Here is a 23,358-nt window from a genome sequence, read left to right on the forward strand (position 1 = left end):
CCATCGCCGTTTCCCGCGAGTCAAGTCAACAGTTCTCTCACAACCCTTATGCCTCCCCTGCCCCTTTCACAACAGGCAATGGCAACTGGTACTGTTGATTTCTTCAACGACACAGGCGGCTACGGTTTCATCTCGACTGAGGACGCGGACGACGACGTGTTCTTCCACATGGAAGACGTTGGCGGCCCGGATCTCGAAGAGGGGCAGGAAGTCGAATTCGACATCGAGCAGGCCGACAAAGGCCCGCGCGCGAAAAACCTGCAGCGGCTGTAACTCGGTTTTCCCGACGTTCTAGCCCGGTATCGGCGATCGAAAGAAGCGGTCCGTGGTTTCTGCGGGCCGGAACTGACAGACGAGCGGCGCCTCTCCGCTGTCGTAGGACGTTTTCAACTCGGTGAACTGCTGCTACGCGTGGATGGTTTCGAAGTCGTCGACCGGCATCACGCTGTAATCGATCGTGAGTGTGTCCTGTGTCGCCCGGATCTTGCCCACGAACGTGGAAATCTCCTCGAGGTCGCCCTCGAGCACGAACAGTTCCATGCAGTAGTGGTTCCCGACGTGGCTGTGGAAGTTCGAGGCGACCAGTTCCTCGTGTTCGTGGCGGAGGTGCATCATCCGCTCTTCGACGGCCGTCGTCTCGTAGTTGAAAAGCACCGTCACGACTGCCATCAACTCGCGGCCCTCCAGCCGGCTGTCCTCGAACTCGTCGAGCAGGTTCCGGGAGGCCTCCCGGACGACCTCGCTTCGCCCCGTGTAGCCGTGATCCTCGGCGAACTCGTCGATCCGCTCGAGCAACTCTTCGGGCATCGAGACGCTCACTACCGTCATGTATTAACAGAGGCGCCTATTCCTGTTAATCCTTATTATCTTACGTTCCGTGCTGCCACGAGGAGAGGTACTCCTCCTGTTCGGCCGACAGGGAGTCGAATTCGACGCCCTCCGCCTCGAGCTTGATCTCGGCGATCTCGCGGTCGAGTTCGTCGGGGACATCGTGGACGCGCGGCTCGTAGTCGTCGCCGTGGCCGGCGAGTTCGCGCACGCAGACGGCCTGGACGCCGAACGACTGATCCATCACCTCGACGGGGTGGCCCAGCGCGATCGGTGCCGCGAGGTTGACGAGTCGCCCTTCCGCCAGCACGTTCAGCCGCCGACCGTCCTCGAGTTCGTACGCTTCGACGCCCTCTCGGGCCTCGTAGCGGTCGACCGCGAGGTCGTCGAGCGCCTCCAGGTCGATTTCGACGTCGAAGTGACCCGCGTTCGCCAGCAGGACGCCGTCTTGCATCTTCCGGAAGTGCTCCTCGACGATCACGTCGCGGTTGCCCGTCGTCGTGATGAAGACGTCGCCCACCTCGGCGGCCTCGGCCATCGGCATCACGTCGTACCCCTCCATGTGCGCCTCCAGTGCCTTCCGGGAGTCGACTTCTGCGACGATGACGTCCGCGTTCTGTCCGGCTGCCTTCTTGGCGACGCCCTTCCCGCAGTAGCCGAAGCCGGCGACGACGACGTCTTTGCCCGCAAACGAGAGGTTTGTCGTCATCGCGATCGTCGCGAGGGAGGACTCTCCGGTCCCGTGGACGTTGTCGAACAGCCGCTTCATCGGCGTGTCGTTCACCGCGAAGACGGGATACTCCAGCGCGCCGTCCTCGGCCATCGACCGCAGCCGGTGGACGCCGGTAGTCGTCTCCTCGCAGCCGCCGACGATGGTGTCGATGAGTTCGGGGTAGTCCTCGTGGATCGCGAACACGAGGTCGCCGCCGTCGTCGACGGTGATCGTCGGATCGTGGCCGATGGTGGCCTCGATCGCCTCGTAATACTCCTCGTCGCCGACGCCCCGAACCGCATAGGAGGTGATCTTCTCGTGGGCGTCGAGCGCCGCGCTCACGTCGTCGTGGGTCGAAAGCGGGTTACAGCCGGTGATCGCCACCTCGGCGCCGCCGTCGGCAAGCAGCTCGACGAGGTTGGCCGTCTTCGCCTCGACGTGCATCGCCATCGCCACTCGCTCTCCTTCGAGCGGTTTCTCCGCCCGAAACTCCTCGCGGAGCGCTTCCAGGATCGGCATGTGCTGTAGCGCCCACTCCATCTTTCGGCGACCCTCCTCGCGTGCCGACTCCGGCTCCGCGAGCTGTTCGGTCACCGGCGAGTATCCGGTTTGACTCATACACATCAGGTTCGGGAACGCCGGTGAAAACGCTACCGACACACCACGATACGCCCGCTGTGCGAGCTGTTCGGTCACCGCTGGCGGCCGTTCCGGCGGGGACGGGACCGGGGACTCAACCTTTTTGTCGGCGAGGGTCGTCTCATCGGACATGAACTATCGGGAAGTCACGCCGACGCGGGAGTTCCTCGCACGGCTCGACACCGGGGCAGACTGGCGCGAGGAGATCGAATCGCTGGCGCGCGAGGAGGGGATCGAGTCGGCCTGGTTCAACGCGATGGGGGCGGTCCAGGACGCCGAGATCTGGTTTTACGACCAGGAGACCAAGGAGTACCAGCCGGTGACGTTCGAGGAGCCGCTGGAGGTCGCCGCCTGCGTGGGAAACATCGCGCTGCTCGAGGACGAGGTGTTCGCACACACCCACGCTGTGTTGTCTCGCCCGAGCGGACAGACCCTCGCGGGGCATCTCAACTCCGCGACCGTCTTCGCCGGCGAGGTCCACATGCGGGCGTTCGAGGAGCCGCTCGAGCGCTCCCACGACGACGTGACCGACCTCGATCTGTGGCTGTAACGCGGGTCCGGGGAGCTCTGCAACCGTGAGACCGGACGACGAACGCTACTTCGAGCGGATCGAATCGCGACTCGAGGAGGCGTTCGACCGCGCAGAGGCCGCGAAAGCGCAGGGACGCGACCCCGAACCGGAGATCGAGATCCCGGTCGCACGCGACATGGCCGACCGGGTCGAGAACATCCTCGGGATCGACGGCGTCGCCGAACGCGTCCGCGAACTCGAGGGCGAGATGTCACGCGAGGAGGCTGCCCTCGAGCTGGTGACCGACTTCGTCGAGGGCTCCGTGGGGGAGTTCGACTCCCGCGCAGGGAAGGTCGAGGGGGCGGTTCGGACCGCGGTAGCGCTGCTCACCGAAGGAGTCGTCGCCGCGCCCATCGAGGGGATCGATCGGGTCGAACTGTTGCAAAACGACGACGGGACCGAGTTCATCAACGTCTACTACGCCGGTCCAATACGATCGGCGGGGGGGACCGCCCAGGCGCTGTCGGTGCTTGTGGCCGACTACGCCCGGTCGCTTCTGGACATCGAGGAGTATCACGCCCGAAGCGACGAGATCGAGCGCTACGCGGAGGAGGTCTCCCTCTACGACAAGGAGACCGGTCTCCAGTACTCCCCGAAAGACAAGGAGACGAAGTTCATCGCCGAGCACCTGCCGATCATGCTCGACGGGGAAGCCACCGGCGACGAGGAGGTCTCCGGCTTCCGGGATCTCGACCGCGTCGACACCAACTCGGCCCGCGGCGGGATGTGTCTCGTGCTCGCGGAGGGGATCGCCCTCAAGGCGCCGAAGATCCAGCGATACACCCGCGAGCTCGAGGAGGTCGACTGGCCGTGGCTCCAGGACCTCATCGACGGCACGATCGGCGAGGAAAACGCTGCCGGTGACGGATCCAGCGAAGATACTGGACCGGGCGAGGCTGACGTCGAAGGCGAAGGGTCGAACGACGAGGATTCGGATGAAACGGGGGACGCCGCCGACGAACGTTCTTCGGGCGGCGACGGCACTCCCGGCCCGCCGCGACCCGAGCCTTCCGAGAAGTTCCTCCGTGACCTGATCGCCGGGCGGCCGGTGTTTTCCCATCCGTCGGAGCCGGGCGGCTTCCGACTCCGCTACGGTCGCGCCCGTAACCACGGCTTCGCGACCGGTGGGATCCATCCGGCGACGATGCACATCGTCGATGACTTCCTCGCGGCCGGCACCCAGATCAAGACCGAACGCCCCGGCAAGGCACACGGCATCGTGCCGGTCGACAGCATCGAAGGGCCGACCGTCCGGCTGGCAAACGGCGACGTCCGGCGGATCGACGACCCCGAGGAAGCACTGGAAGTGCACAACGGCGTCGAGGAGATCATCGACGCAGGGGAGTATCTCGTCAATTACGGTGAGTTCGTCGAGAACAACCACCCGCTGGCGCCCGCGTCGTACACGGTCGAGTGGTGGGTTCAGGAGTTCGACGCCGCCGGCGCGGACGTCCAGGCGCTCCGGGACGATCCCCACGTCGATCTCGCGGATCCGACCGTCGAGGAGGCGCTCTCGTGGGCCCGCGAGTACGACTGTCCGCTCCACCCGACGTACACCTACCTGTGGCACGACGTCGACGTCGAGACGTTCGAGGCGCTCGCGGAGGCCGTGGCCGACGGGGAAGTCGTCGACTCGACAGCTGATCACTCCTCCGACGCGGGCGTCGCGGACGGCGGTGTGATCGATCGAAAACCCTCGGAAATCGGTCCGGCTGCCGAGGTGGCTTCACTCGTCATCGAACGCACGGAGACGACGCGACGGGCGCTCGAACTGTTGCTCGTCGAACACACACAGACGGACGAGACGCTCGAGATTCCCACCTGGCGACCCCTCGCTCGCTCGCTGGGGATCGACGACGACCTGCAGCGGACCTGGGAGTCGGCGGCACTGTCGTCGGCTCGCGAGTACGCCGGCGGCGACAACGCCGTCGAGGCCGTCAACGCGGTCGCCCCCTTCGAGATCCGGGAGCGCGCCCCAACCCGGATCGGAAACCGGATGGGCCGTCCGGAAAAATCCGAGTCGCGGGAGCTCTCGCCGGCGGTCCACGCGCTGTTCCCGATCACGGAGGCCGGTGGGAGCCAGCGCGACATCGCCAAGGCCGCCAAGACGCTGGACGACCGGGGACGGCGAGGAATGCTCGACGTCGACATCAACGACCGCGTCTGTCCCGGCTGCGGCGACCACACCTACCACAACCGATGTCCCGACTGCGAGGTCCACACCGAACTGTACTACGAGTGCGGCGAGTGTGGAACCGAGTGTGAACCCGACGAGTCGGGGCGGGTGGTCTGTCCCCGGTGCGAGTGGGACGTGACGGCGGCGACGCGCCGGGAGATCGACCTCAACGAGCGGTTCCACGCGGCGATGGAGTCGGTCGCAGAGCGCGAGGCGGCCTTCGACGTCCTGAAAGGCGTCAAGGGGCTCTCCTCGGAGCACAAGGTCCCCGAACCGATCGAGAAGGGGATCCTCCGGGCGAAACACGGCGTCTCGTCGTTCAAGGACGGCACGGTCCGATACGACATGACCGACCTCCCGGTGACGGCCGTTCGGCCGGCCGAACTGGACGTCACCGCCGACCAGTTCCGCGAACTGGGGTATCACGCCGACATCGACGGGGAGCCGCTGCGCCACGACGACCAGCTGGTCGAGCTGAAGGTGCAGGACATCGTCCTCTCGGACGGCGCCGCCGAGCACATGATGAACACCGCCGACTTCGTCGACGAACTGCTGGAGGACTTCTACGACCTGCCGCCCTTCTACGAGCTCGAGGATCGGGAGGACCTGGTCGGCGAGCTGGTGTTCGGCATGGCCCCCCACACGAGTGCGGCGACGGTGGGGCGCGTCGTCGGCTTCACGTCGGCGGCGGTCGGCTACGCGCACCCGTACTTTCACGCGGCGAAGCGACGGAACTGCTTCCATCCGGAGACTCAGATCACGTTCGACGACGGCGACGGCTGGCGAACCACATCGATTCGGGACTTGGTGGAAGAACGGCTTCGGGATTCCGGTGAGGAAGACCTCGATGAGGACAACTTCGGGACGCTGACGCGAGAGCTGGACGGAACCGACGGCGAGCTTCGGGTGCGATCCGTCGACGCAGTCGGGACCCCGACGCCCAAGCCCGTCTCGGCGGTTTCGAAACATCCGAGCCAGGACCACCTCCTGTGGATTCGAACCTCCGGCGGGAACGAGATCCGGGTTACCCCCGATCACACGATGCTCCGGCTCGAGGACGGCACTCCGAGTCACGTTAGCGCGAGCGAACTCGCGGTCGGCGACGAGGTGCCTGCAGCGACGATGGACGAGGGAACGGCACCCGTCGGCGGAGCGACGGCGAGTGGGGGTGTCGATGCCCTCGTCTCCGAGTCCGGCGACGTCGAACACGACGAAGTCCTGGCTGTCGACGCCGATCAAATCGTGGCCATCGACGTCGTCGAAAGCGACGTCGAATACACGTACAACCTCACGGTCGAGGAGACTCACACCGTCGTCGCCGACGGAATCGCGGCCAAGCAGTGCGATGGCGACGAGGATTGCGTAATGCTGCTCATGGACGGGCTGTTGAACTTCAGCAGACAGTATTTGCCGGATAAACGGGGCGGGAGCGTCGCGGAAGATGCTCGACTCGTTGCAGTCGATCCCGACGATCGAGTTCAGTACCTCACTTTCGACGAACTCTGGCACGCACTCGACGCTCCCGTCGAGGTTGACGGGAAGTTCAGGAAACGAACCTGTGTGGAAGAAGGATGGCAGACGTACGCGTTCGATGCGAATCACGAAGCCAGCCTCAAGCCGATCGAGAAGGCAATCCGGTATCGTGCGGACGAAGACGACGAACTGCTACGGGTCGAAACGCAGTTCGGACGGTCTCTCGAAATTACTCCAAATCACAGTCTCTTTCGTTACGACGACGGTATCGAGGAGGTTGCCGGCGAGAACCTCGGAGCGGGTGACCTGATTGTCGCCCCGCAGTCTCTCGATATCGATCCGACAGGTTCTGTCATCGATGTTGCAGAGTGTGTTCCAGATCCGTACGTATTTATCGACGATCGGGTCGAAGAGTATCTCCGCCGGGTGTGGGAGAACGCCGATCACGGCAGCGAAACGAGAGCCGCATTTGACGGCGGACTTTCCTACCGGCTATCAAAAAAGAAGGTGTCCCTCGAAACGCTAGCGGAAATCGAAACGACGTCGGGGAAGTGGCGGGACGACTGGAACCCGAAAATCGGACTGAAGGGATCTTCGGAGGGGATTCAGCGGTACATTACTCTCGACGAAGACTTCGCCTGGCTACTCGGGATGTTCGCCGCGGAGGGATCCCTCTCCAGTACTCGTCCGACGATCCACAACGGCGAGGAAGAACTCGTGCGCCGCGTTGAGCGGACGACCGAGGACAGCCTCGGAACTGGTCCGACTGTTCGATGGTCGAACAAGGCCTACGAAGTCGCATTCCCTGCGGTATTCAGAGAGGTGCTCTTCGATCTCGGATTCGCGGACAAAGACTCATACAATTCGAGCGAGAAGGTCGTTCCCGACCCGATCCTTCGAAGCGAGAAGTCGGTCGTCAAAGCGTTCCTCCGTGGATTCATTGCCGGTGACGGAAGCGAGACGAGCAACGATAACCACACGACAATCGGCTTCCATACGACCAGTGAGGATCTCAAGGACGGAATCGTTTTCCTCCTGCATCGACTCGGGATCGTCGCCAACATTTCTCGAAAGGAACGAGACGAATCGCGCCAGCCGATTTACACCGTCTCTGTCTCGGGTGGGGCCGCCGACAACCCACTGAGGAAGATTCTCGACGATGAGGAGATGTATCAGCCGAAAAGTCTCGTCGTGACGGTTCCCGATGCGTTGATGGAGATCCGCGAGATGGATCTCACGGGGGTCAAACAGCTGATTCCGAAGTACCTGAAACGCCGCGAGAACATATCGTTAGAGAAGCTCGAGGAGATCGTAACTGAACTCGACGGTCGGGAACTTCCCTCGGCCGCCGCCGATAAATTGACTGAGATCCGCCCGTTGATCGACGGCGATCTGTCGTATCTTCGGATTACAGACATCGATCGCGTCGATTACGAAGGATACCTCTATGACCTCCAGGTCGGTGGAGAACCGATCTTTACTGCGAACTGGCTGTACGCACACAATTCTATGGACGCACCCCTGGTGATGTCCTCCCGGATCGACCCCTCCGAGATCGACGACGAGGCGCACAACATGGACATCGTTCGGGAGTACCCCCTGGAGTTTTACGAGGCGACCCGTCGGATGGCCGATCCCGGGGAGGTGGAGGAACTGATCCAGCTCGGGGAGGACACCCTCGGCACGGACGACGAGTATCGCGGGTTCGACCACACCCACGACACCACCGACATCGCGATGGGACCGGATCTTTCGGCGTACAAGACGCTGGGGTCGATGATGGACAAGATGGACGCCCAGTTGGAGCTGGCCCGGAAGCTCCGGGCGGTCGACGAGACCGACGTCGCCGAACGAGTGATCGAGTATCACTTCCTGCCGGACTTGATCGGCAACCTCCGGGCGTTCGCCCGCCAGGAGACCCGGTGTCTCGACTGCGAGACGAAGTACCGCAGGATGCCCTTGTCCGGCGAGTGTCGCAACTGCGGCGGCACCGTCAACCTCACGGTTCACGAGGGGTCGGTGAACAAGTACATGGACACCGCCATCGAGGTGGCCGACCGGTTCGACTGCCGGGAGTACACCAAACAGCGGCTGGAGATCCTCGACCAGTCGCTGGAGTCGATATTCGAGGACGACACCAACAAACAGTCGGGAATTGCCGACTTCATGTAACTCCTCGCCTGCGAGGGCACGCCGGGGGTCGCGGACGAACCAGCCGGTATAATAAGGCCGCGCGTTCGACCCGGGGTATGGGTCTCAGGAGCTTTCTGGAGGGGACGGAGCCAACCGTGCTCACCGAGCCGGTCGATCCCCGGTTCGAACTCCCGGCGCTTTCGACGCGCGAGGAGACGCGTCCGATCGTCTTCGAGGACGTGGCCGGTCATCCGAACGTGCGCGCGGTCGCCAACCTGGTGTCCACCCGGTCGCTGATCGGATCGGCGCTGGGCGTCGAGCCGTCGGCGATCATCGACGAGGTGAGTTCGGCGATGGACGATCCGACGCCGCTATCCCGGACGGAACCGCCGGCGTTCGAGCACGTCGCCGACGAGCCCGCGATCGCCGAGGAGTTGCCGGTGCCGATCTACTACGACGAACACGAGCGGCAGTACTTCGCCTCGACGATCGTGATCGCGAAGGACCCCGACACCGGCGTCCACAACCTCTCGTTCCATCGGATGATGGTCGAGGAGGGCAACCGGCTCGTGATGCGGATGGTCGAGCGCCACCTCCACGACATCTACACCCGATCGGGGGAAGAACTCGATGTCGCGATCGTCGTGGGCGTCCATCCGGCCGTCGAGATCGCCGCCGCGACGTCGTTTTCGCCGGACATGAGCGAACTGAAGCTCGCCAACCGGCTCCACGGCGGGGAGCTGGCGACGACGGAAGTGAAGGGGTTGCAGATCCCCAGCGAAGCCGAGGTCGTCATGTTCGCGACGATCACGGACGAGCTGGCCGAGGAAGGGCCGTTCGTCGACCTCTCGCGCACCTGGGACAAGGTCCGACAGCAGCCGGTCGTCGAAGTCAACGAACTGTGGACGCGGCCGGATCCGCTGGCGCGGGTGATCGTCCCCGGCAAGCGGGAGCACGCGCACCTGATGGGGATCCCCCAGGAGCCCCGGATCTACCGGATCGTCGAGAACACCGTCCCCACGGTACAGAACGTGGTGCTCACCCCCGGCGGCTGTTCGTGGCTCCACGGCGTCGTCCAGCTGGAGCCGCGGGCCGCGGGGGATCCGAAGAACGCCGGGATGGCGGCGCTTGCGGCCCACCCGTCGATGAAGAAGGTGACACTCGTGGATCCGGACGTCGACCCCGCCGATCCGGACGCCGTCGAGTGGGCCACCGCGACCCGGATGCAACCCGACGAGGACATCGTCACCATCGAGGGGGCGAAGGGGTCTTCGCTCGATCCCTCGCAGGACTACGACCGCGGCGTGACGAGCAAGTGGATCGTCGACGCGACGATGCCCCGCGATCGGGACCGGGAGGCGTTCCTGGAGGCGACCGTCCCCGGCGCCGATGACGTCACCCTCGAGGAGTATCGGTAGTCGACTGTCGTCGAATCGAGGCCGAACGCAACCGAACCCACAGGAGGAGACATAACATGCATCTCACACGCGAGGAAGAGGAACTGCTCGAATCGGACACTCCCGGCGAGCGAAAGGCGATGGAGCTGCTGGTGACGCTGGGAGACGTGTACGGCGCCGAGGAGATGGTCGAGATCGGTTCGGCACAGGCGTCCGGCATCTCTTATAAGTCGATCGGCGACCCGGGGGTGGAGTTCCTGGAAGGGTTCGCCGCGGAGGGTGCCGAGGTGTCGGTGCCGACGTTCGCCAACCCCGCCGGCATGGACATGCAGCAGTGGCGCGAGATGGGCGTCAGCGAGGAGTTCGCCGAGAAACAGGAGCGCATCCAGGACGCGCTGCGCGAGATGGGGATCACGCTGTCGTTCACCTGCACGCCGTACCTGGCGGGGAACCTGCCCCGTCGCGGCGAGCACGTCGCGTGGGCGGAGTCGTCGGCGGTGTCGTTCGTCAACTCCGTAGTCGGCGCGCGGACGAACCGCGAGGGGGGGCCGTCGGCGCTGGCGGCAGCGATCACCGGCCGGACGCCGAAACACGGCCTCCACCTCGAGGAGAACCGCCGGCCCGACTACCTGATCGAAGTCGACGCCGAGATCGACTCCCAGTCGGACTTCGCCGCGCTCGGCTCGTGGGCCGGCCGGATCGTCGAGGACGACATCCCGTACTTCACGGGAATCGACCACGGCAGGACGGACGAGTTGAAATCCCTGGGCGCCGCGATGGCCGCCTCCGGGGCCGTCGCGCTGTACTACGTCGAGGGGGTGACGACAGACGAGACACCCCCCGCGTCCGAAGCGGTCGAGACCCTCACGTTCGAGCCGTCGGACCTCCAGGCGGAGTACGATGAACTCACGACCGGCGAGAACCCCGAACTGGTCGTCTTCGGCTGTCCGCACGCCTCGATGGAGGAGATCGAGGAGATCGCCGCCACCGTCGAGGGGAAGACACTCACCAGCGACCTGTGGGTGTGCACGAGCGGTGCCGTCAAGACGTGGGCCGACCGCAACGGTCACACCGAGACGATCGAGGCCGCCGGCGGGATGGTGCTTGCCGACACCTGCAACGTCGTCTCCCCGATCGAGGAACTCGGCTACGAGACCAGCGCCACCGACTCGGCGAAGGCCGCGAACTACCTTCCCGGCTTCTGCAACCAGCAGGTGGTCTTCGAGGACAAGCGCGCGCTGCTCGAGGAGGTGGTCGAATGACGCAAGCGCCGATCGAGGGTCGCGCGATCACCGACGGCCGCGGCGAGGGCGAGGTGATCCGGTCGTCGGAGCCGGTGAGCTTCTACGGCGCGGTCGACCTGGACACCGGGGAGTTCATCGAGGAGGGACACGAACTCGAGGGGCACAACGTGGCCGGCAAAGTGCTCGTCTTCCCCCGCGGAAAGGGATCGACCGTCGGGTCGTACGTGCTCTACGGGCTCGCGAAGAACGGCGTCGCCCCGGCGGCGATCCTCAACGAGGAGACCGAGACGATCGTGGCGACGGGCGCGATCCTCGGTGAGATCCCGTGTATGGACTCGCTTTCGGCGCCGCTGTCGTCGCTTCCCGACGGCGAGCGCGTCGTCGTCGACGCCGACGCAGAACGGGTGCTCGTCGACGGCGACGTCGGGGAGGAACCGTGACCGACCGAGTGCCCGACAGACAGAATGGGAACACGGGGGACGACGGCCAGCCCAGGGTCGTGCTCGGGGTGACCGGCGCGTCGGGGATCCCGATCGCGCTCCGGACCGCGGAGGCGCTCGCGGCCCGGACGGAGCTGGTCACGGTCGTCTCCGAGGCGGCCCGAAAGACCGCCCGCCACGAGGTCGCCGATCCCGACGCCGCCCTCGAGCGGTTCGCGGAGCTGTCGACGGCGACGTACGACGAAGACGAGATCGCCGCCGCAGTGGCCTCGGGATCGGTGGCGTTCCGGGGGATGGCGATCGTGCCGGCGTCGATGAACACCGTCGCCGCGATCGCCTCGGGGCGGGCCGATTCGCTCATCACCCGGACTGCCGGCGTCTGTCTCAAGGAGCGACGGACGCTCGTGGTCGTCCCCCGGGAGACCCCGCTGAGCGAGATTCACCTGCGGAACCTGACCGACCTCGCGGGCATGGGTGTCGACGTCGTGCCGCCGGTGCTGGGCTTTTATTACGAGCCTGACGGGATCGACGACGTCGTCGACCACGTCGCAGGTCGCGTACTCGATCGGTTCGGGTTCGATCACGACCTCTACGAGTCGTGGGGCGACTTGGATTGAGAAGGGCAGCGAACGTGTCGGCTGTGGGATCTGTTCGTCGGCGGTACGTCCGTCGATTCTCGGCTGTGGACAACCGAGATAACAAGCCTTATTTATTCCCACCGGATACGGAGTAATGCGGCAAGCCCGGGTGGTGTAGTGGCCCATCATACGACCCTGTCACGGTCGTGACGCGGGTTCAAATCCCGCCTCGGGCGTACTTTTCGGCGGACACAGCGAACGAGGAGCGAAGCGACGAGTGAGCCGTCCGCCGAAATACCCGTCTCAAAGGGATTTGAACCAGACGAGTCGCAGCCCGCGCAGCGAAGCGAGCAGGACCGTCTCGGCGAGGTTCACAATCCCGCCTCGGGCGCTTATAAACCGGACACACCAACGAGGAGCGGACCAACGACTGACCCCCCGATCCACACCAGTCCGTTTCAGAACGCCCCGCGAACGCGTCGCTTTTGTGCCCGCCTCGCCCACGGATAGCCATGAAAGCGGGCGTCATCGCGGTCCAGGGCGACGTAAGCGAGCACGCGGCGGCGATCCGCCGGGCCGGACAGGCCCACGGCGTCGACGTCGAGACTGTGTCGATCCGTCAGTCCGGGATCGTTCCCGACTGTGATCTGCTGGCGATACCGGGCGGCGAATCGACGACGATCTCGCGGCTGGTCCACGACGAGGGGATCGCCCCGGAGATCCGGGCACACGTCACGGCGGACAAGCCGGTGCTCGCGACCTGCGCCGGGCTGATCGTGCTCTCCCGGGACGCGAAGGACGACCGCGTGTCCACACTCGATCTCCTCGACGCCACCGTCGACCGGAACGCCTTCGGCAGACAGGCGGACAGCTTCCGGGCGCCGATCGACGTCACCGGACTCGAGGATCCGTTCCCCGGCGTGTTCATCCGGGCACCGGTCGTCGACGAGGTCGGCGACGGCGTCGAAACGCTTTCGACCTGGGGGAACCACGCAGTCGCCGTTCGAGAGGGACCGATCCTGGCGACTGCTTTCCACCCGGAGCTCACCGAGGACGTCCGGATCCACCGGCTCGCGTTCTTCGACGCCCACCTCGCCGTCGACGGCGACAATCCCGAAGACGATCGCGAGGGGGTGGCTGCCGAATGACAGCCCCGGACAGTGACGGAGGCGAAACGGACGAGGCGGAATCCGAACCGGCCGGGACGGAACCCGAACCGGACGTGGAGCTCGAGGCTGTCCTCGACGACCTCTTTGAAACGATCGAGGACAGACAGCGTGAGCTGCCGGAGGGGTCGTACACGGCGTCGCTTTTCACCCACGAGAAGGGGGAAAACGCCGTCCTGGAGAAACTCGGCGAAGAGGCGACCGAGATCCTGCTCGCGGCCAAAGACGACGACGTCGACGAACTGGCCCACGAGAGCGCCGACTTCGTCTATCACCTGCTCGTGCTGTTCGCGATGAAGGGGCTGGACGTCGACGACCTCCGCGCGGAGTTGCGCTCCCGATTCGGATAAGCGGTTTCCGGTTCGGCGAAGCGGCTCCCGGTTCGGATACGCGGTTTCCAGTTCGACTTCAGTTTTAAAGCACTCCTCAGGACCGCAACTCGGCTGCTGTCTCCCGGAACAACCCGTCGAGAATCTCCGGCGTCGTCGGATGGTACGCCCGGTCGGGGAGTTCGCGGACGTCCAGCCCGAGTTCGACGACGACCTGCATCGTCTTCGCCATCACGTCCGCGTGGTAGTGGAGCCCCTGGTAGCCAAGCACTGTCCCGTCGTCGGCGTCGACAACGAGCCGCGCCAGGCCGCCTGGAACGTCTTTCGTTTCGAACACGCCGTCGTCAGCGGCCCGTCGGGTCGCGACTGCGATCTCGTAGCCAGCGTCTCGTGCGCTTTCCTCGGTGTGTCCCACGCGGGCGAACGGGTAGACGCCTGCACCCGAGAACACAACGTGATGGTGGACGTTGCGATACGGTGCGAGCGGCTCCTCGCGGACGTGTGCGAGGATGTTCTCTGCGGTGTGGTACCCCTGCTCTTTGGCGACGTGGAGGATCGGCTCCCGTGCGTTTGCGTCGCCGACGACGAAGGTGTGCTCGGTGCCGGGTGGCCGCATCGTGGCGTCGATCCAGCCGTTCTCGGGGGTCAATGTCGTGTTACCAAGCCCCAGAGCGTCCAGGTTCGGCCGCCGACCGGTAAACAGGAACGCCGCCTCCGCCTCGACCGTCTCGCCGGTGTCCAGCCCGAGCCGGACACCCCCCTCGACCTGGTCGATCCGGTCCTCTGCGGCGTCGGTGACGATTCGGACGCCGAACTCCTCGCGATACAGTGAGAGCAAGGCGTCCCCGAACGCCGGATCAGCCTCGTCCAGGGGTCGGGCGTCGTGCTCGACGACGGTGAGGTCGACGCCCGCCTCCGCGAGATACGGGACCAGCTCCAGCCCGACGTAGCCGAACCCCATCACGACTCCCGACTCGGGGAGGTCAGTCGCGTCGAGCACGTCACCACTGGTGTACAACCGGGCCGGATCGACCGCCTCGAGGCCTGCAAGATCCGGTCGGTTCAGCACGGAGCCGGTGGCGATCACGACGTAGTCGGCGTCGATCACCGACTCGTCTCCGCCGTGTCCCTCGTCTCCGCCGGCGTGTCCAGATTCTCCGTCCGTGTCGTCGATCAGGATCGTCCGATCGTCGAGGAAGGCAGCGGTTCCCCGACGGAACTCGACCCCGTCGTTGTCGGCGAGGTCCCGGACTGCCTTCCGGCGGTGGCGTGCGAACGCGGCGACGTGGCCGTCCTTCCGGTCGACGACCGACGCGAGATCCATCCCCGGCGGCTCCTCGTCGAGGCGTTCGTCTGACCGCGCCTGATACCGGTGCTGGGCCGCCGAAAGCACCTCCTTCGACGGCATACACCCCCGGAGAATACACAGCCCACCACCGGGCTCGCCGTCGTCGACGAGCGTGAGCCGACCGATCTCCCGGCCGACGTGGGGAGCCAACCCCTCGGCCACGGCGACCCCGGCGCTCCCGTACGCCCCGATCACGACGACGTGGGGACGGTTTTCGCGTTCGTCCGCGTTCCTGGAACGTTCACTCATGTGGCGATCTTACGACCGCTATTTAAAAAGCGACGTGGAGGGTGGACGTCGGTCGCGCACACCTGTGCCGTGTCGAGTTCGAAGCGGTCCTTTCACCGGGAGATGTCGCCCCGTTCGTCGCCGAGAACGTCGACGAGTTCGCGATGGGTGAGCACCGCGACGTCGCCCGAGACCGTCCGCTTTAACGCTGCCGCCCCAGCGCCGTACGCGAGACACTCGTCGACGTCGCCGCCGTGAATCCGCCTGGAGAGAAATCCCCCGACGAACGCGTCGCCGGTACCGATCGCGTCGACAGTGTCGGCCGGCAGCGTCCCCTGCTGGTGGAGTTCGCCGCCGTGGAGGGCGAGCGATCCGGCTTCCCCGCGGGTGAGCACGACCGTCTCGAAGTCGTAGTCGGTGCCGATCCCGTGGGCGATCTCGACGGCGTTCCCCTCGTATCCGAACACCCGCGTGGCGTCCCGTTCGGGGGCGAACAGCACGTCGACGTGCTCGAACAGGGATTCGTAGGTCTCCCGCGCCTCCTCCGGGGACCACAGCTTCGACCGATAGTTCACGTCGAAACTGCAGGTCGTACCGGCCTCGACGGCCGTCTCCAGCAGCGCGCGTGTGGTCTCGGCGGTCGACGCCGAGAGCGCGGGCGTGATCCCGGTGGTGTGAAACACCGACGCCCCCTGAATCGCCTCAACGGGCAGCTCACCGGGCGATACTGTAGTGATCGCCGCGTCCGCCCGGTCGTAGACGACGTTCGTCCCGCGGGGAGCCCCGCCGTACTCGAGGTAGTACGTCCCCAGCCGACTTCCCTCGGTATCGTCCCAGGTGACGCCTGTCCGTACCCCGTGACCACGGAGTTCGCGGGCGACCCGCCGACCGAGCGGGGAGTCGGGAAGCTTCGAGAGCCACACCGCGTCGACGCCAAGCTGGGCCGCCGCGACGGCGACGTTGCTCTCGGCACCGCCGATCCCGGCGTCGAACTGGTCTGCGGTTTCGAGGCGCTCGCCTTTCGGCGGCGAGAGCCGGAGCATGGTCTCACCGAACGTCACGAGCTGTGTCACCGTCGACCCCTCCAGGATCGGTCCCCACCTCGAGTTCCACTCTCGGTACGATTGGAGCTGTCTCCGTGACTCAATCGATGCTGCATACTCGCCTGCTAACGCGGGGAGAATATAAGTCCCGGCTGTCGTCGAATCCGACACTCGGCTCGGTGTCGGCTCCACCCGGAGCCGCGACGGAGTCCCGGCCCCATAATGATTATTGTAGCGATTTACCGGTCGATCCGCGGGCCGAGTGGGCCGATCGACCGAGTACGGCCGAGAATAATCATCATCACTGGTCGGTCGATTCCACTTCGTCTTCGACGTCGACAGCGGTCATTCGTGGATCCTTGCGGATCCGAACCTTCAGCGTGCCCGCGTCAGTGAGCGTCGCCGTCGCGCCGGCGGGGGTGATGTCGGCGTCCTCGGGAAGCGTCGCGCTGCCGGTGAGGGTCAGCCCGCGGCCCGGGAACCGCATTTCGAACCCCTCGTGGAACGGGCGAAACCGTTCGAGGCGGACCTCGACCGTGTCGTCGATGAACTGGACCTGGACGTCCTCCTTTGCGACGCCCGGGGCGTCGAAGACGATCAGGTACTCTTCTTCCGATTCCAGCAGGTCGTGTTCGAGCGGACGCCGTTCCTGATATCGGCCGATACCGCGGCCGACCCGTTCCAGCACGGTGCGGACCGCCGAGCTACCCAGTTCGGTGAGCCGATTCACGGCATCCACCTCGGGGAGCCATTGTGGTTGGACGGCGAGAACGGCCGACGCGAACCGATCGTGTCGTGGACGGAACCGACTCCGGTTTCGGGAGGCTGCATACGTCCGAAACAAGGGTCGCAGCGCATTTATAATCCTCGACAGGATTGGCCCGTAGCGCCCCGGGTGAAACGGAGGTGCCTCGGGAACTGAGCTACCCCGGGAACAGGGGTGTCTCGAGCGGGATCAACACTCTCCGACTGCCCCTACAGTTCGATCCGTTCGAGGCAGTCGGTCCCGCCACACACCGGACACGACATGTCGGCAACCGAGTGGTCCTCGGGAACGTCGTAGGTGTAGTGGTTCTCCCACATGTCCAGAAAGCAGTCCACATTTGTGCACTTGATCTCCTCGGTCGGCGGCATACCTGACGGTGGGAACCCCGACTAATCAACGTTGGCGTCGGGAGTCAGTCGTCACCGAACGGTCCGGGACCGCCGCCCCCTGGTCGCTCGTCTTTGCTCGCACACTCGCCGTTGCCGTTAATCTGGAGTCGGCCCTGGAAGTTGCACGTTCTGCTCTGGTTGTACATACAACGGGTGCAGCCACATTCGACCGGGATCCGGTTGTTACGACGGGACATGGTTCGGGTTCGGAAACGACGGGCAATAATCCTTCGGCGGGACGAACTCGTGACCTGTTTTGATACTCGCGACGGAGCCGCCTGCATGACCAGAAAAGATATCTAGTTATCAATTCAAGAGTCGGATATGGTGCTCCACGCTCGGCGGCAACGCGGCCAGTGTTCTGCCTGTGGCTGGGCGACGTCTGCCGTTTCGAGGTGGCCGTAGATGCGCAGTCGGACGGTTTTGGCGCTCGTGGCGGTCGTCGTGGTCGGATCGCTGGCGGGGATAAGCGCGGTCCAGGCACAGGGACAGTACGTGAGCGGCGAACCGGCGCTTTCCGTGTTTGCCCCGAACCCGACCCTCGAGCCGGGCGAGACCACCCAACTCGACGTCCAGGTCGCCAACGACGGGACCCAGCGGTGGGGTCCCGGCGCACAGCGGGACGAAGTGACCACGGCCCGTAGCGTCCAGATCGAAGTCCGGGACGGCGGGACGCCGTTTGCGGTCGAAACCGAACGGCAGTCGATCGGATCGCTCCGGGACGGCGACGTACGCTCGGTCCCCATTGCGGTGCGCGTCCCGGAGGGCGTCGAACCGGGCACGTACTCGCTCGACGTCCGGCTGCGCTACTCGTACGTGGCCCAGTCGGATCCCGGAAGCGGCGTCATTCAGGAGCGAACGCGGCGGGTGACCCGGACGATCGACGTCAGGGTCGAGGATCGACCCCGGTTCCAGCTTCACGGGATCGAAAGCAACGTCCAGATCGGGGGAACCGGAACAGTCGCAGTCGAGGTCGAAAACACGGGCGAGGAGCCCGCAAGCGAACTCGCAGTCGCCCTCGAGTCGACCAGTCCGAACGTTGGATTCGGCGAGGCGCAACGCGACACCGCGCGTGTCGACCGACTCGAAGCGGGAGAATCGACGGTCCTCGAATACGACGTCGTCGTTCGCGAGGGAACCACGGTCCGGAACTACTCGCTCGACGGGTCGGTTCAGTTCACTGATCCCGACGGGATCCGTGGGGTCGAGGACGGTCTCTCGGTCGGCTTCACCCCGCTTGATCCACAGGGCTTCGCGTTCGAGATCGAGGAGTCGACCCTGCGGGTCGGCGAGGTGGGGACGATCACGGGAACGGTGCGAAACGACGGCCCGCTGCCGGTCGAGGGCGTCTCGATCGCGCCCGCGGAAGGGTCGCTGGAGGTACAGGGGGGTCCGTACGCAGTCGGCGATCTGGCCGTCGACGAATCGGCCACCTTCCGTCTGCGGGTCGCGGTTCCGGAGGCCGCCGACACCGCCCCACAGCGGATCGATCTGTCGACGACCTACCGGACCGACGGGGACCGTGACCGGGTGGCGACCGAGCCGGTGAGCGTCCCGATCGACGAGCAGGAGTTCGACGTGCGTCTCGAGGAGTCGACGCTACGGATCGGTGAAACCGGCGAAATCGTCGGCACTGTCCGGAACGACGGCCCCGTCGCAGTCGAGGGCGTGACGGTGACGCTCGGTGAGGGTACCGTCGAGCCGCGGAGTCGGAGCTACGCAGTCGGCGATCTCGAGGTCGACGAGGCGGCCGAATTCCGGTTCCGGGCGGTGGTGCCGGCGGGGACCGACGCCACGCCACAGCGGATCGACGTGACGACCACCTACCGCACCGCAGCGGGTCACGACCGGTCGGTGATTGACCCAGTGCGCGTCCCCGTCGCCGAGCGCCGGGACGCGGTTTCGGTGACGGCCCTCGACCCGACGTTCGTCGCCGGCGGGGAAGGAGCGCTCGCTCTCGAGGTGACAAACCAGCGGGACGTCGAGATACGCGACGTCCGGCTTCGCCTCGCCGTCGAGGACCCCCTCGAGAGCGACTTTACGACCACGATCGTCCCCTCCCTTGCGCCCGGGGAGACCGACCGGGTCGCGTTCGATCTCGAAGTCGACGGCGATGCGCCTCCCAGCCAGTACCCTGCCGTCATCGACGTCGAATATCTCGACCCCGACGACGAAACGCAGACTGTGAGACCACTCACCGTCTCCGTCTCGGTGACCGAGGACCCGGACGAGCCGGTGCTCGCGATAGAGATCATCGCATTCATCGCCGTGATGATCCTCGTCGTCGCGGCGTTCGTGTGGCTTTACCGGAGGTGACCCCCGTGAGTCAGCCTGCCATCCGCGTGACCGACCTCACCAAACGTTACGGGGACGTCCTCGCGAACGACGGCGTCTCCTTCGACATCGAACCCGGGGAGATCTTCGGCTATCTCGGCCCCAACGGCGCGGGCAAGACGACGACGATCCGGATGCTGCTCGGACTCATTTCTCCGACATCCGGGACCGCGGAGATTCTCGGCGCGGACATTCGGAACCGGAACGCGCTGACCGAGGTGAAATCGGAACTGGGCTATCTTCCCGACACGCTCGGGTTCGACGAGCAACTCACCGGTCGACAGGTGCTCGATTACTTCGCCCGGATGCGCGGGGACGAACGTCGGGGTGAGCTGCTGGAGCTTTTTCACCCGCCGCTGGACCAGCCGGTCGAGACCTATTCGGCGGGGAACCGCCGGATGCTGGGCATCGTTCAGGCGTTCATGCACGATCCGGAACTGGTGATCATGGACGAGCCGACCTCCGGGCTGGATCCGCTCAAGCAGGATCGGCTGCATCTCTTCATGGAGGAGGAGCGTCAGGCCGGAAAGACGCTGTTCGTCTCCTCGCACATTCTCAGCGAGGTCCAGCGCGTCTGTGATCGCGTCGGCATCATTCGGAACGGGGAGATCGTCGCGCTCGAGGACATCGACGCCCTGCTCCAACGGAGCGGCAAGGAGGTCCGAGTACACTTCGCCGAACCCGTCGACGAGGACGCGTTCGTCACCGACCGGATGATCGATGTCGACGTGGTCGACCGATCGGTGCATTTCACCTACACGGGTGAGCCGCAAGCGCTTCTGGAACATCTCGTGGGGTTCGAGATCGAGGACGCCAACATCGGGGATCCGCAGCTGGATACGATTTTCAAACACTATTACACGGACGAGGCGTCCCCCGGCGATTCGGCCGAGGGGGCTCCAAACGGGGACGACTCGATCGGTGAGGGCTCAAACGGGGACGACTCGATCGGTGAGGGCTCAAACGGGGACGACTCGACCTCGGAACTGCTATGACGGCCATCGTTCTCGACGAGTCCCGAAAGCTTCGTCGGGGATCGCTCATCCTGACCGGCGTGTTCGCGATGCTAACCGCGTTCATGCTCGCGATCTTTCCGGCGATGAAAGAGGAGGCGGAGCTGATCGAGGAGGTGTATCCGGAGTACATACTCGTCATGCTCGGGTTCGAGGAGATGCACACAATCGAGGGGTTCGCCGGAGGCTACGTCTATCCGTTCGTCTGGATCCTGTTCGGCGGGGTCTACTTCGCGTACGTCGGCGGCGGTCTGGTCGCCGGGGACATTCGGTCCCGGAAGATGGACCTCACACTCGCGAACCCGGTGTCTCGGGAGTCTGTACTGGTCCAGAAGGTCGCCGCGCTGTGGGTTCCACTGGTCGCGCTGAACGCCGGCCTGCTGGCCGTGATGTTCGTCGGATCGCGGCTGATCGGAGAGCCGCTTGCGCTTTCCGACGTCGGACTCGTCCATCTGCTCAGCGTCCCGTATCTGCTGGTGTGTGCCGGGATCGGGGTGGTCTTCTCGGTCGTCTTCGATCGGGTCGGGCGGGCACAGGTCACCGCGCTGGGGTTGGTTTTCATGCTCTGGCTGGTGGACGGGATCTCGCTCATGCAACCGGACTACGAGTGGGTGGGCGACTTCACGCCGAGCCGATACTACGACCCGTCGGCGATTCTTCTCCACGCCGAGTACGCGTTCTTCGACGCCGCGGTTCTCCTCGTGGCGTTTCTGGCCCTGCTCGGCGTCGCCACAGTGATCTTCACGCGGAGGGACATCTGACGTGCCCGGGGGATTTTCTGACGTATCTGGGGGGATTTCGACGTGACGGCCATCCTTCGTTCCGAGTCCAGGCGGCTCCAGCGGAGTTCCGTCGTGCTGGTCGTCGTGTTCGCGCTGCTTTCGGTTCTGTACTTCTCGATGTTTCCCGAACTGGGTGGCGAGGAGGCGGAAGAGCTCTTCGAGGCGTTCCCGGAGGCGATGTTCGACCTGTTCGGGATCGAGGCGATCCACACGATCGAGGGGTTCATCGCCGCGGAGGTGTACTCCTTCTTTTGGGTGATCCTGCTCGGGATCTACTTCGCGTACGTCGGTGCCGGGATGATCGCGGGGGACATCGAGGACCGCAAGATGGACCTCACGCTTGCGAACCCGGTCTCCCGGGAATCGGTGCTGGTCCAGAAGATCGCCGCCTTCTGGGTCCCGCTGGTCGTGTTGAACACCGTCGTTCCGGTCATCGTCTACGTCGGGTCGCGTCTCATCGAGGAACCGATCGACGGCGTTGCGATCGCGATGGTTCACCTGCTCAGCGTCCCGTACCTGCTGGTGTGTGCCGGGATCGGGATCCTGCTGTCGGTCGTTATCGACCGCAAACGCACCGCTCAATCCACGGCGCTCGGGCTCGTGTTCGTTCTCTGGTTGATCGAGGGCACCTCCAACATGGCCTCGGATTACGAGTGGGTCGGCTACTTCACCCCGAGCCGGTATTACGACGAGACAGCGATCCTCGTCCGCGAGGAGTACGCGTTCCTCGACGCCGCAATCCTGCTCTCCGCGTTTCTTCTTCTGGTACTTCTCGCGGTCGGCATCTTCGTCCGTCGGGACATTTGACTCGAAATCCCACGGAGATTTGACTCATAACCGGTTCGTTTTTGAAGTCACGGACCGAGGAAACCGCATGCACGGGTTCAGCGACGAGGAGCGGACACGGATCGAGGACCGCCTCGTCGAGACCGGTCGGGAACTGCTCCGGGTGTATGGCCCCCACAAGACCAACGTGAAAGACGTCACGGAGCCGGTCGGGATCGCGAAGAGTTCGTTTTACCTCTTTTTCGACTCGAAAGCCGAACTGTACGTAGAGGTCGTCCAGCGGGAAAGCGACGAGTTCCTCGAAGAGGTCGAACGCGAACTGGAAGGGCTCACTGATCCACGGGGTGGGCTCGAACAGTTATTTCGGCTGTACGCTGAATTCGCCGAAACGAATCCGTTGATCCAGTACCGCGAGGAACTTCTCAACAGCATCTCCCCCGAGCTCCTCGAGGAACTGGGAACCGAACAACTGGCCGACTACGTGCCGATCGTCGAATCACTCCAGGAGCGAAGCGACGGGCGGTTTTCGGAGTACGAGCCGGAGACCGTTCTCGGTGTGATGGGGACGATCGGCTATCTCGCGGTACACAGAGATGAATTAGACGCCTACCGGGAGGGGTACTACGAAGAAGTCAGGGAACTCGCGATCGTCGCGCTTGCTCGGGGGTTGACGGCGCCCGAAGCGTGATCGGGTCCCGCGTTCGACCGCTCCGGTGGCTCTCCTGTCGTTCTGTGAGTGTCGATCGACTGTCCTCTCCCGCTTCGGATCGCGTCGAGAGCAGTCAGGTCACCACTTCCCGACCTTCCCGCAGTTCGGACATTTGATTTTGATCTTGTCGCCCCTGATGAGCCGATTCTTCTTTTTTACGTTCCCGATGTTTTTCAGACACTGCGAGTGATACGCTGCGCCGCAGTTCGGACATCGCCCTCCGAGATCCTTCGTCACTTCCGATCCACAGACCGTGCACGGAAACGAGTCGCTG

The 23,358-nt window shown here is 64.8% G+C and carries 22 protein-coding genes and 1 tRNA gene; 15 read left to right on the forward strand and 8 right to left on the reverse strand.

The features are described 5' to 3' along the window. The first annotated feature begins 78 nt into the window (after positions 1–78). Positions 79–273 carry a cold-shock protein gene (locus tag RH858_RS15620; RefSeq protein ID WP_259534582.1) on the forward strand — a complete coding sequence of 65 codons (195 nt, stop codon included), beginning with the start codon at positions 79–81 and terminating at the stop codon, positions 271–273. A 132-nt stretch (positions 274–405) separates the two neighbouring features. Here the strand turns inward: RH858_RS15620 and nikR are convergent, their stop codons facing one another. Then, entirely contained in the window at positions 406–828 is a 423-nt protein-coding gene (gene nikR, locus RH858_RS15625; protein WP_259534583.1) for a nickel-responsive transcriptional regulator NikR, read from the reverse strand. A gap of 40 nt (positions 829–868) precedes the next feature. Beyond that, positions 869–2,158 carry an adenosylhomocysteinase gene (locus RH858_RS15630; RefSeq protein WP_310562371.1) on the reverse strand — a complete coding sequence of 430 codons (1,290 nt, stop codon included), beginning with the start codon at positions 2,156–2,158 and terminating at the stop codon, positions 869–871. 151 nt (positions 2,159–2,309) lie between these two features. Here RH858_RS15630 and RH858_RS15635 point away from each other — a divergent pair, with 151 nt between their 5' ends. From RH858_RS15635 to hisE, 9 genes are all read left to right on the forward strand, one after another. Further along, complete coding sequence (locus RH858_RS15635; protein ID WP_259534585.1) at positions 2,310–2,729, forward strand: PPC domain-containing DNA-binding protein; 420 nt, start codon at positions 2,310–2,312, stop codon at positions 2,727–2,729. A 25-nt stretch (positions 2,730–2,754) separates the two neighbouring features. Then, entirely contained in the window at positions 2,755–8,571 is a 5,817-nt protein-coding gene (polC, locus tag RH858_RS15640) for a DNA polymerase II large subunit (RefSeq protein ID WP_310562372.1), read from the forward strand. A gap of 77 nt (positions 8,572–8,648) precedes the next feature. Next, the gene (locus RH858_RS15645) at positions 8,649–9,950 is read left to right on the forward strand and encodes a UbiD family decarboxylase (protein WP_259534587.1); all 1,302 of its coding nucleotides are present in this window, start codon (positions 8,649–8,651) and stop codon (positions 9,948–9,950) included. Positions 9,951–10,006: 56 nt separating this feature from the next. After that, on the forward strand, positions 10,007–11,191 hold the full coding sequence (locus tag RH858_RS15650) for an aconitase X catalytic domain-containing protein (RefSeq protein ID WP_259534588.1): 1,185 nt from the start codon (positions 10,007–10,009) through the stop codon (positions 11,189–11,191). Further along, positions 11,188–11,613: a DUF126 domain-containing protein gene (locus RH858_RS15655; RefSeq protein WP_310562373.1), complete on the forward strand. Its 426-nt coding sequence runs from the start codon at positions 11,188–11,190 to the stop codon at positions 11,611–11,613. Before RH858_RS15650 ends, RH858_RS15655 begins: the two co-directional genes overlap by 4 nt. Further along, complete coding sequence (locus tag RH858_RS15660) at positions 11,610–12,230, forward strand: UbiX family flavin prenyltransferase (protein WP_259534590.1); 621 nt, start codon at positions 11,610–11,612, stop codon at positions 12,228–12,230. Before RH858_RS15655 ends, RH858_RS15660 begins: the two co-directional genes overlap by 4 nt. A 124-nt stretch (positions 12,231–12,354) precedes the next feature. Continuing rightward, positions 12,355–12,427, forward strand: a tRNA-Asp gene (locus RH858_RS15665). Positions 12,428–12,703: 276 nt separating this feature from the next. Then, complete coding sequence (pdxT, locus tag RH858_RS15670; RefSeq protein WP_259534592.1) at positions 12,704–13,339, forward strand: pyridoxal 5'-phosphate synthase glutaminase subunit PdxT; 636 nt, start codon at positions 12,704–12,706, stop codon at positions 13,337–13,339. After that, positions 13,336–13,707 (forward strand): phosphoribosyl-ATP diphosphatase, encoded by a 372-nt coding sequence (gene hisE, locus RH858_RS15675; RefSeq protein WP_259534593.1) that lies wholly within the window; start codon positions 13,336–13,338, stop codon positions 13,705–13,707. Before pdxT ends, hisE begins: the two co-directional genes overlap by 4 nt. Positions 13,708–13,783: 76 nt before the next feature. Here the strand turns inward: hisE and RH858_RS15680 are convergent, their stop codons facing one another. From RH858_RS15680 to RH858_RS15700, 5 genes are all read right to left on the reverse strand, one after another. Then, positions 13,784–15,283, reverse strand: coding sequence for an NAD(P)/FAD-dependent oxidoreductase (locus tag RH858_RS15680; protein WP_259534594.1), 1,500 nt, complete (start codon positions 15,281–15,283; stop codon positions 13,784–13,786). A gap of 92 nt (positions 15,284–15,375) precedes the next feature. Then, on the reverse strand, positions 15,376–16,305 hold the full coding sequence (gene kdgK1, locus RH858_RS15685) for a bifunctional 2-dehydro-3-deoxygluconokinase/2-dehydro-3-deoxygalactonokinase (protein WP_310562379.1): 930 nt from the start codon (positions 16,303–16,305) through the stop codon (positions 15,376–15,378). A 301-nt stretch (positions 16,306–16,606) separates the two neighbouring features. Beyond that, a complete protein-coding gene (locus tag RH858_RS15690; protein ID WP_310562374.1) occupies positions 16,607–17,035 on the reverse strand; it encodes an Hsp20/alpha crystallin family protein in 429 nt (142 codons plus the stop codon). 245 nt (positions 17,036–17,280) lie between these two features. Then, a complete protein-coding gene (locus RH858_RS15695) occupies positions 17,281–17,439 on the reverse strand; it encodes a hypothetical protein (RefSeq protein WP_259534597.1) in 159 nt (52 codons plus the stop codon). A 44-nt stretch (positions 17,440–17,483) separates the two neighbouring features. Next, a complete protein-coding gene (locus tag RH858_RS15700) occupies positions 17,484–17,657 on the reverse strand; it encodes a hypothetical protein (RefSeq protein WP_259534599.1) in 174 nt (57 codons plus the stop codon). 208 nt (positions 17,658–17,865) lie between these two features. On the opposite strand from RH858_RS15700, the gene RH858_RS15705 reads away from it, so the two are divergent. The 5 genes from RH858_RS15705 to RH858_RS15725 all read left to right on the forward strand — a co-directional run bounded on the left by RH858_RS15705 (position 17,866) and on the right by RH858_RS15725 (position 23,063). Further along, a complete protein-coding gene (locus RH858_RS15705; protein ID WP_310562375.1) occupies positions 17,866–19,776 on the forward strand; it encodes a hypothetical protein in 1,911 nt (636 codons plus the stop codon). 5 nt (positions 19,777–19,781) lie between these two features. Next, positions 19,782–20,789: an ABC transporter ATP-binding protein gene (locus tag RH858_RS15710; RefSeq protein WP_310562376.1), complete on the forward strand. Its 1,008-nt coding sequence runs from the start codon at positions 19,782–19,784 to the stop codon at positions 20,787–20,789. After that, positions 20,786–21,568: an ABC transporter permease subunit gene (locus RH858_RS15715; RefSeq protein ID WP_310562377.1), complete on the forward strand. Its 783-nt coding sequence runs from the start codon at positions 20,786–20,788 to the stop codon at positions 21,566–21,568. Before RH858_RS15710 ends, RH858_RS15715 begins: the two co-directional genes overlap by 4 nt. 42 nt (positions 21,569–21,610) lie before the next feature. Further along, positions 21,611–22,396, forward strand: a complete 786-nt coding sequence (locus RH858_RS15720; RefSeq protein WP_259534603.1) for an ABC transporter permease — start codon at positions 21,611–21,613, stop codon at positions 22,394–22,396. A gap of 67 nt (positions 22,397–22,463) precedes the next feature. Beyond that, positions 22,464–23,063, forward strand: a complete 600-nt coding sequence (locus RH858_RS15725) for a TetR/AcrR family transcriptional regulator (protein WP_259534604.1) — start codon at positions 22,464–22,466, stop codon at positions 23,061–23,063. Positions 23,064–23,157: 94 nt separating this feature from the next. On the opposite strand, the gene RH858_RS15730 is transcribed toward RH858_RS15725, so the two are convergent. Beyond that, a partial coding sequence (locus tag RH858_RS15730) for a hypothetical protein (RefSeq protein WP_310562378.1) occupies positions 23,158–23,358 on the reverse strand: 201 nt, incomplete at its 5' end.

The organism is Halalkaliarchaeum sp. AArc-GB (genome assembly GCF_031432225.1).
Classification (GTDB): domain Archaea; phylum Halobacteriota; class Halobacteria; order Halobacteriales; family Haloferacaceae; genus Halalkaliarchaeum.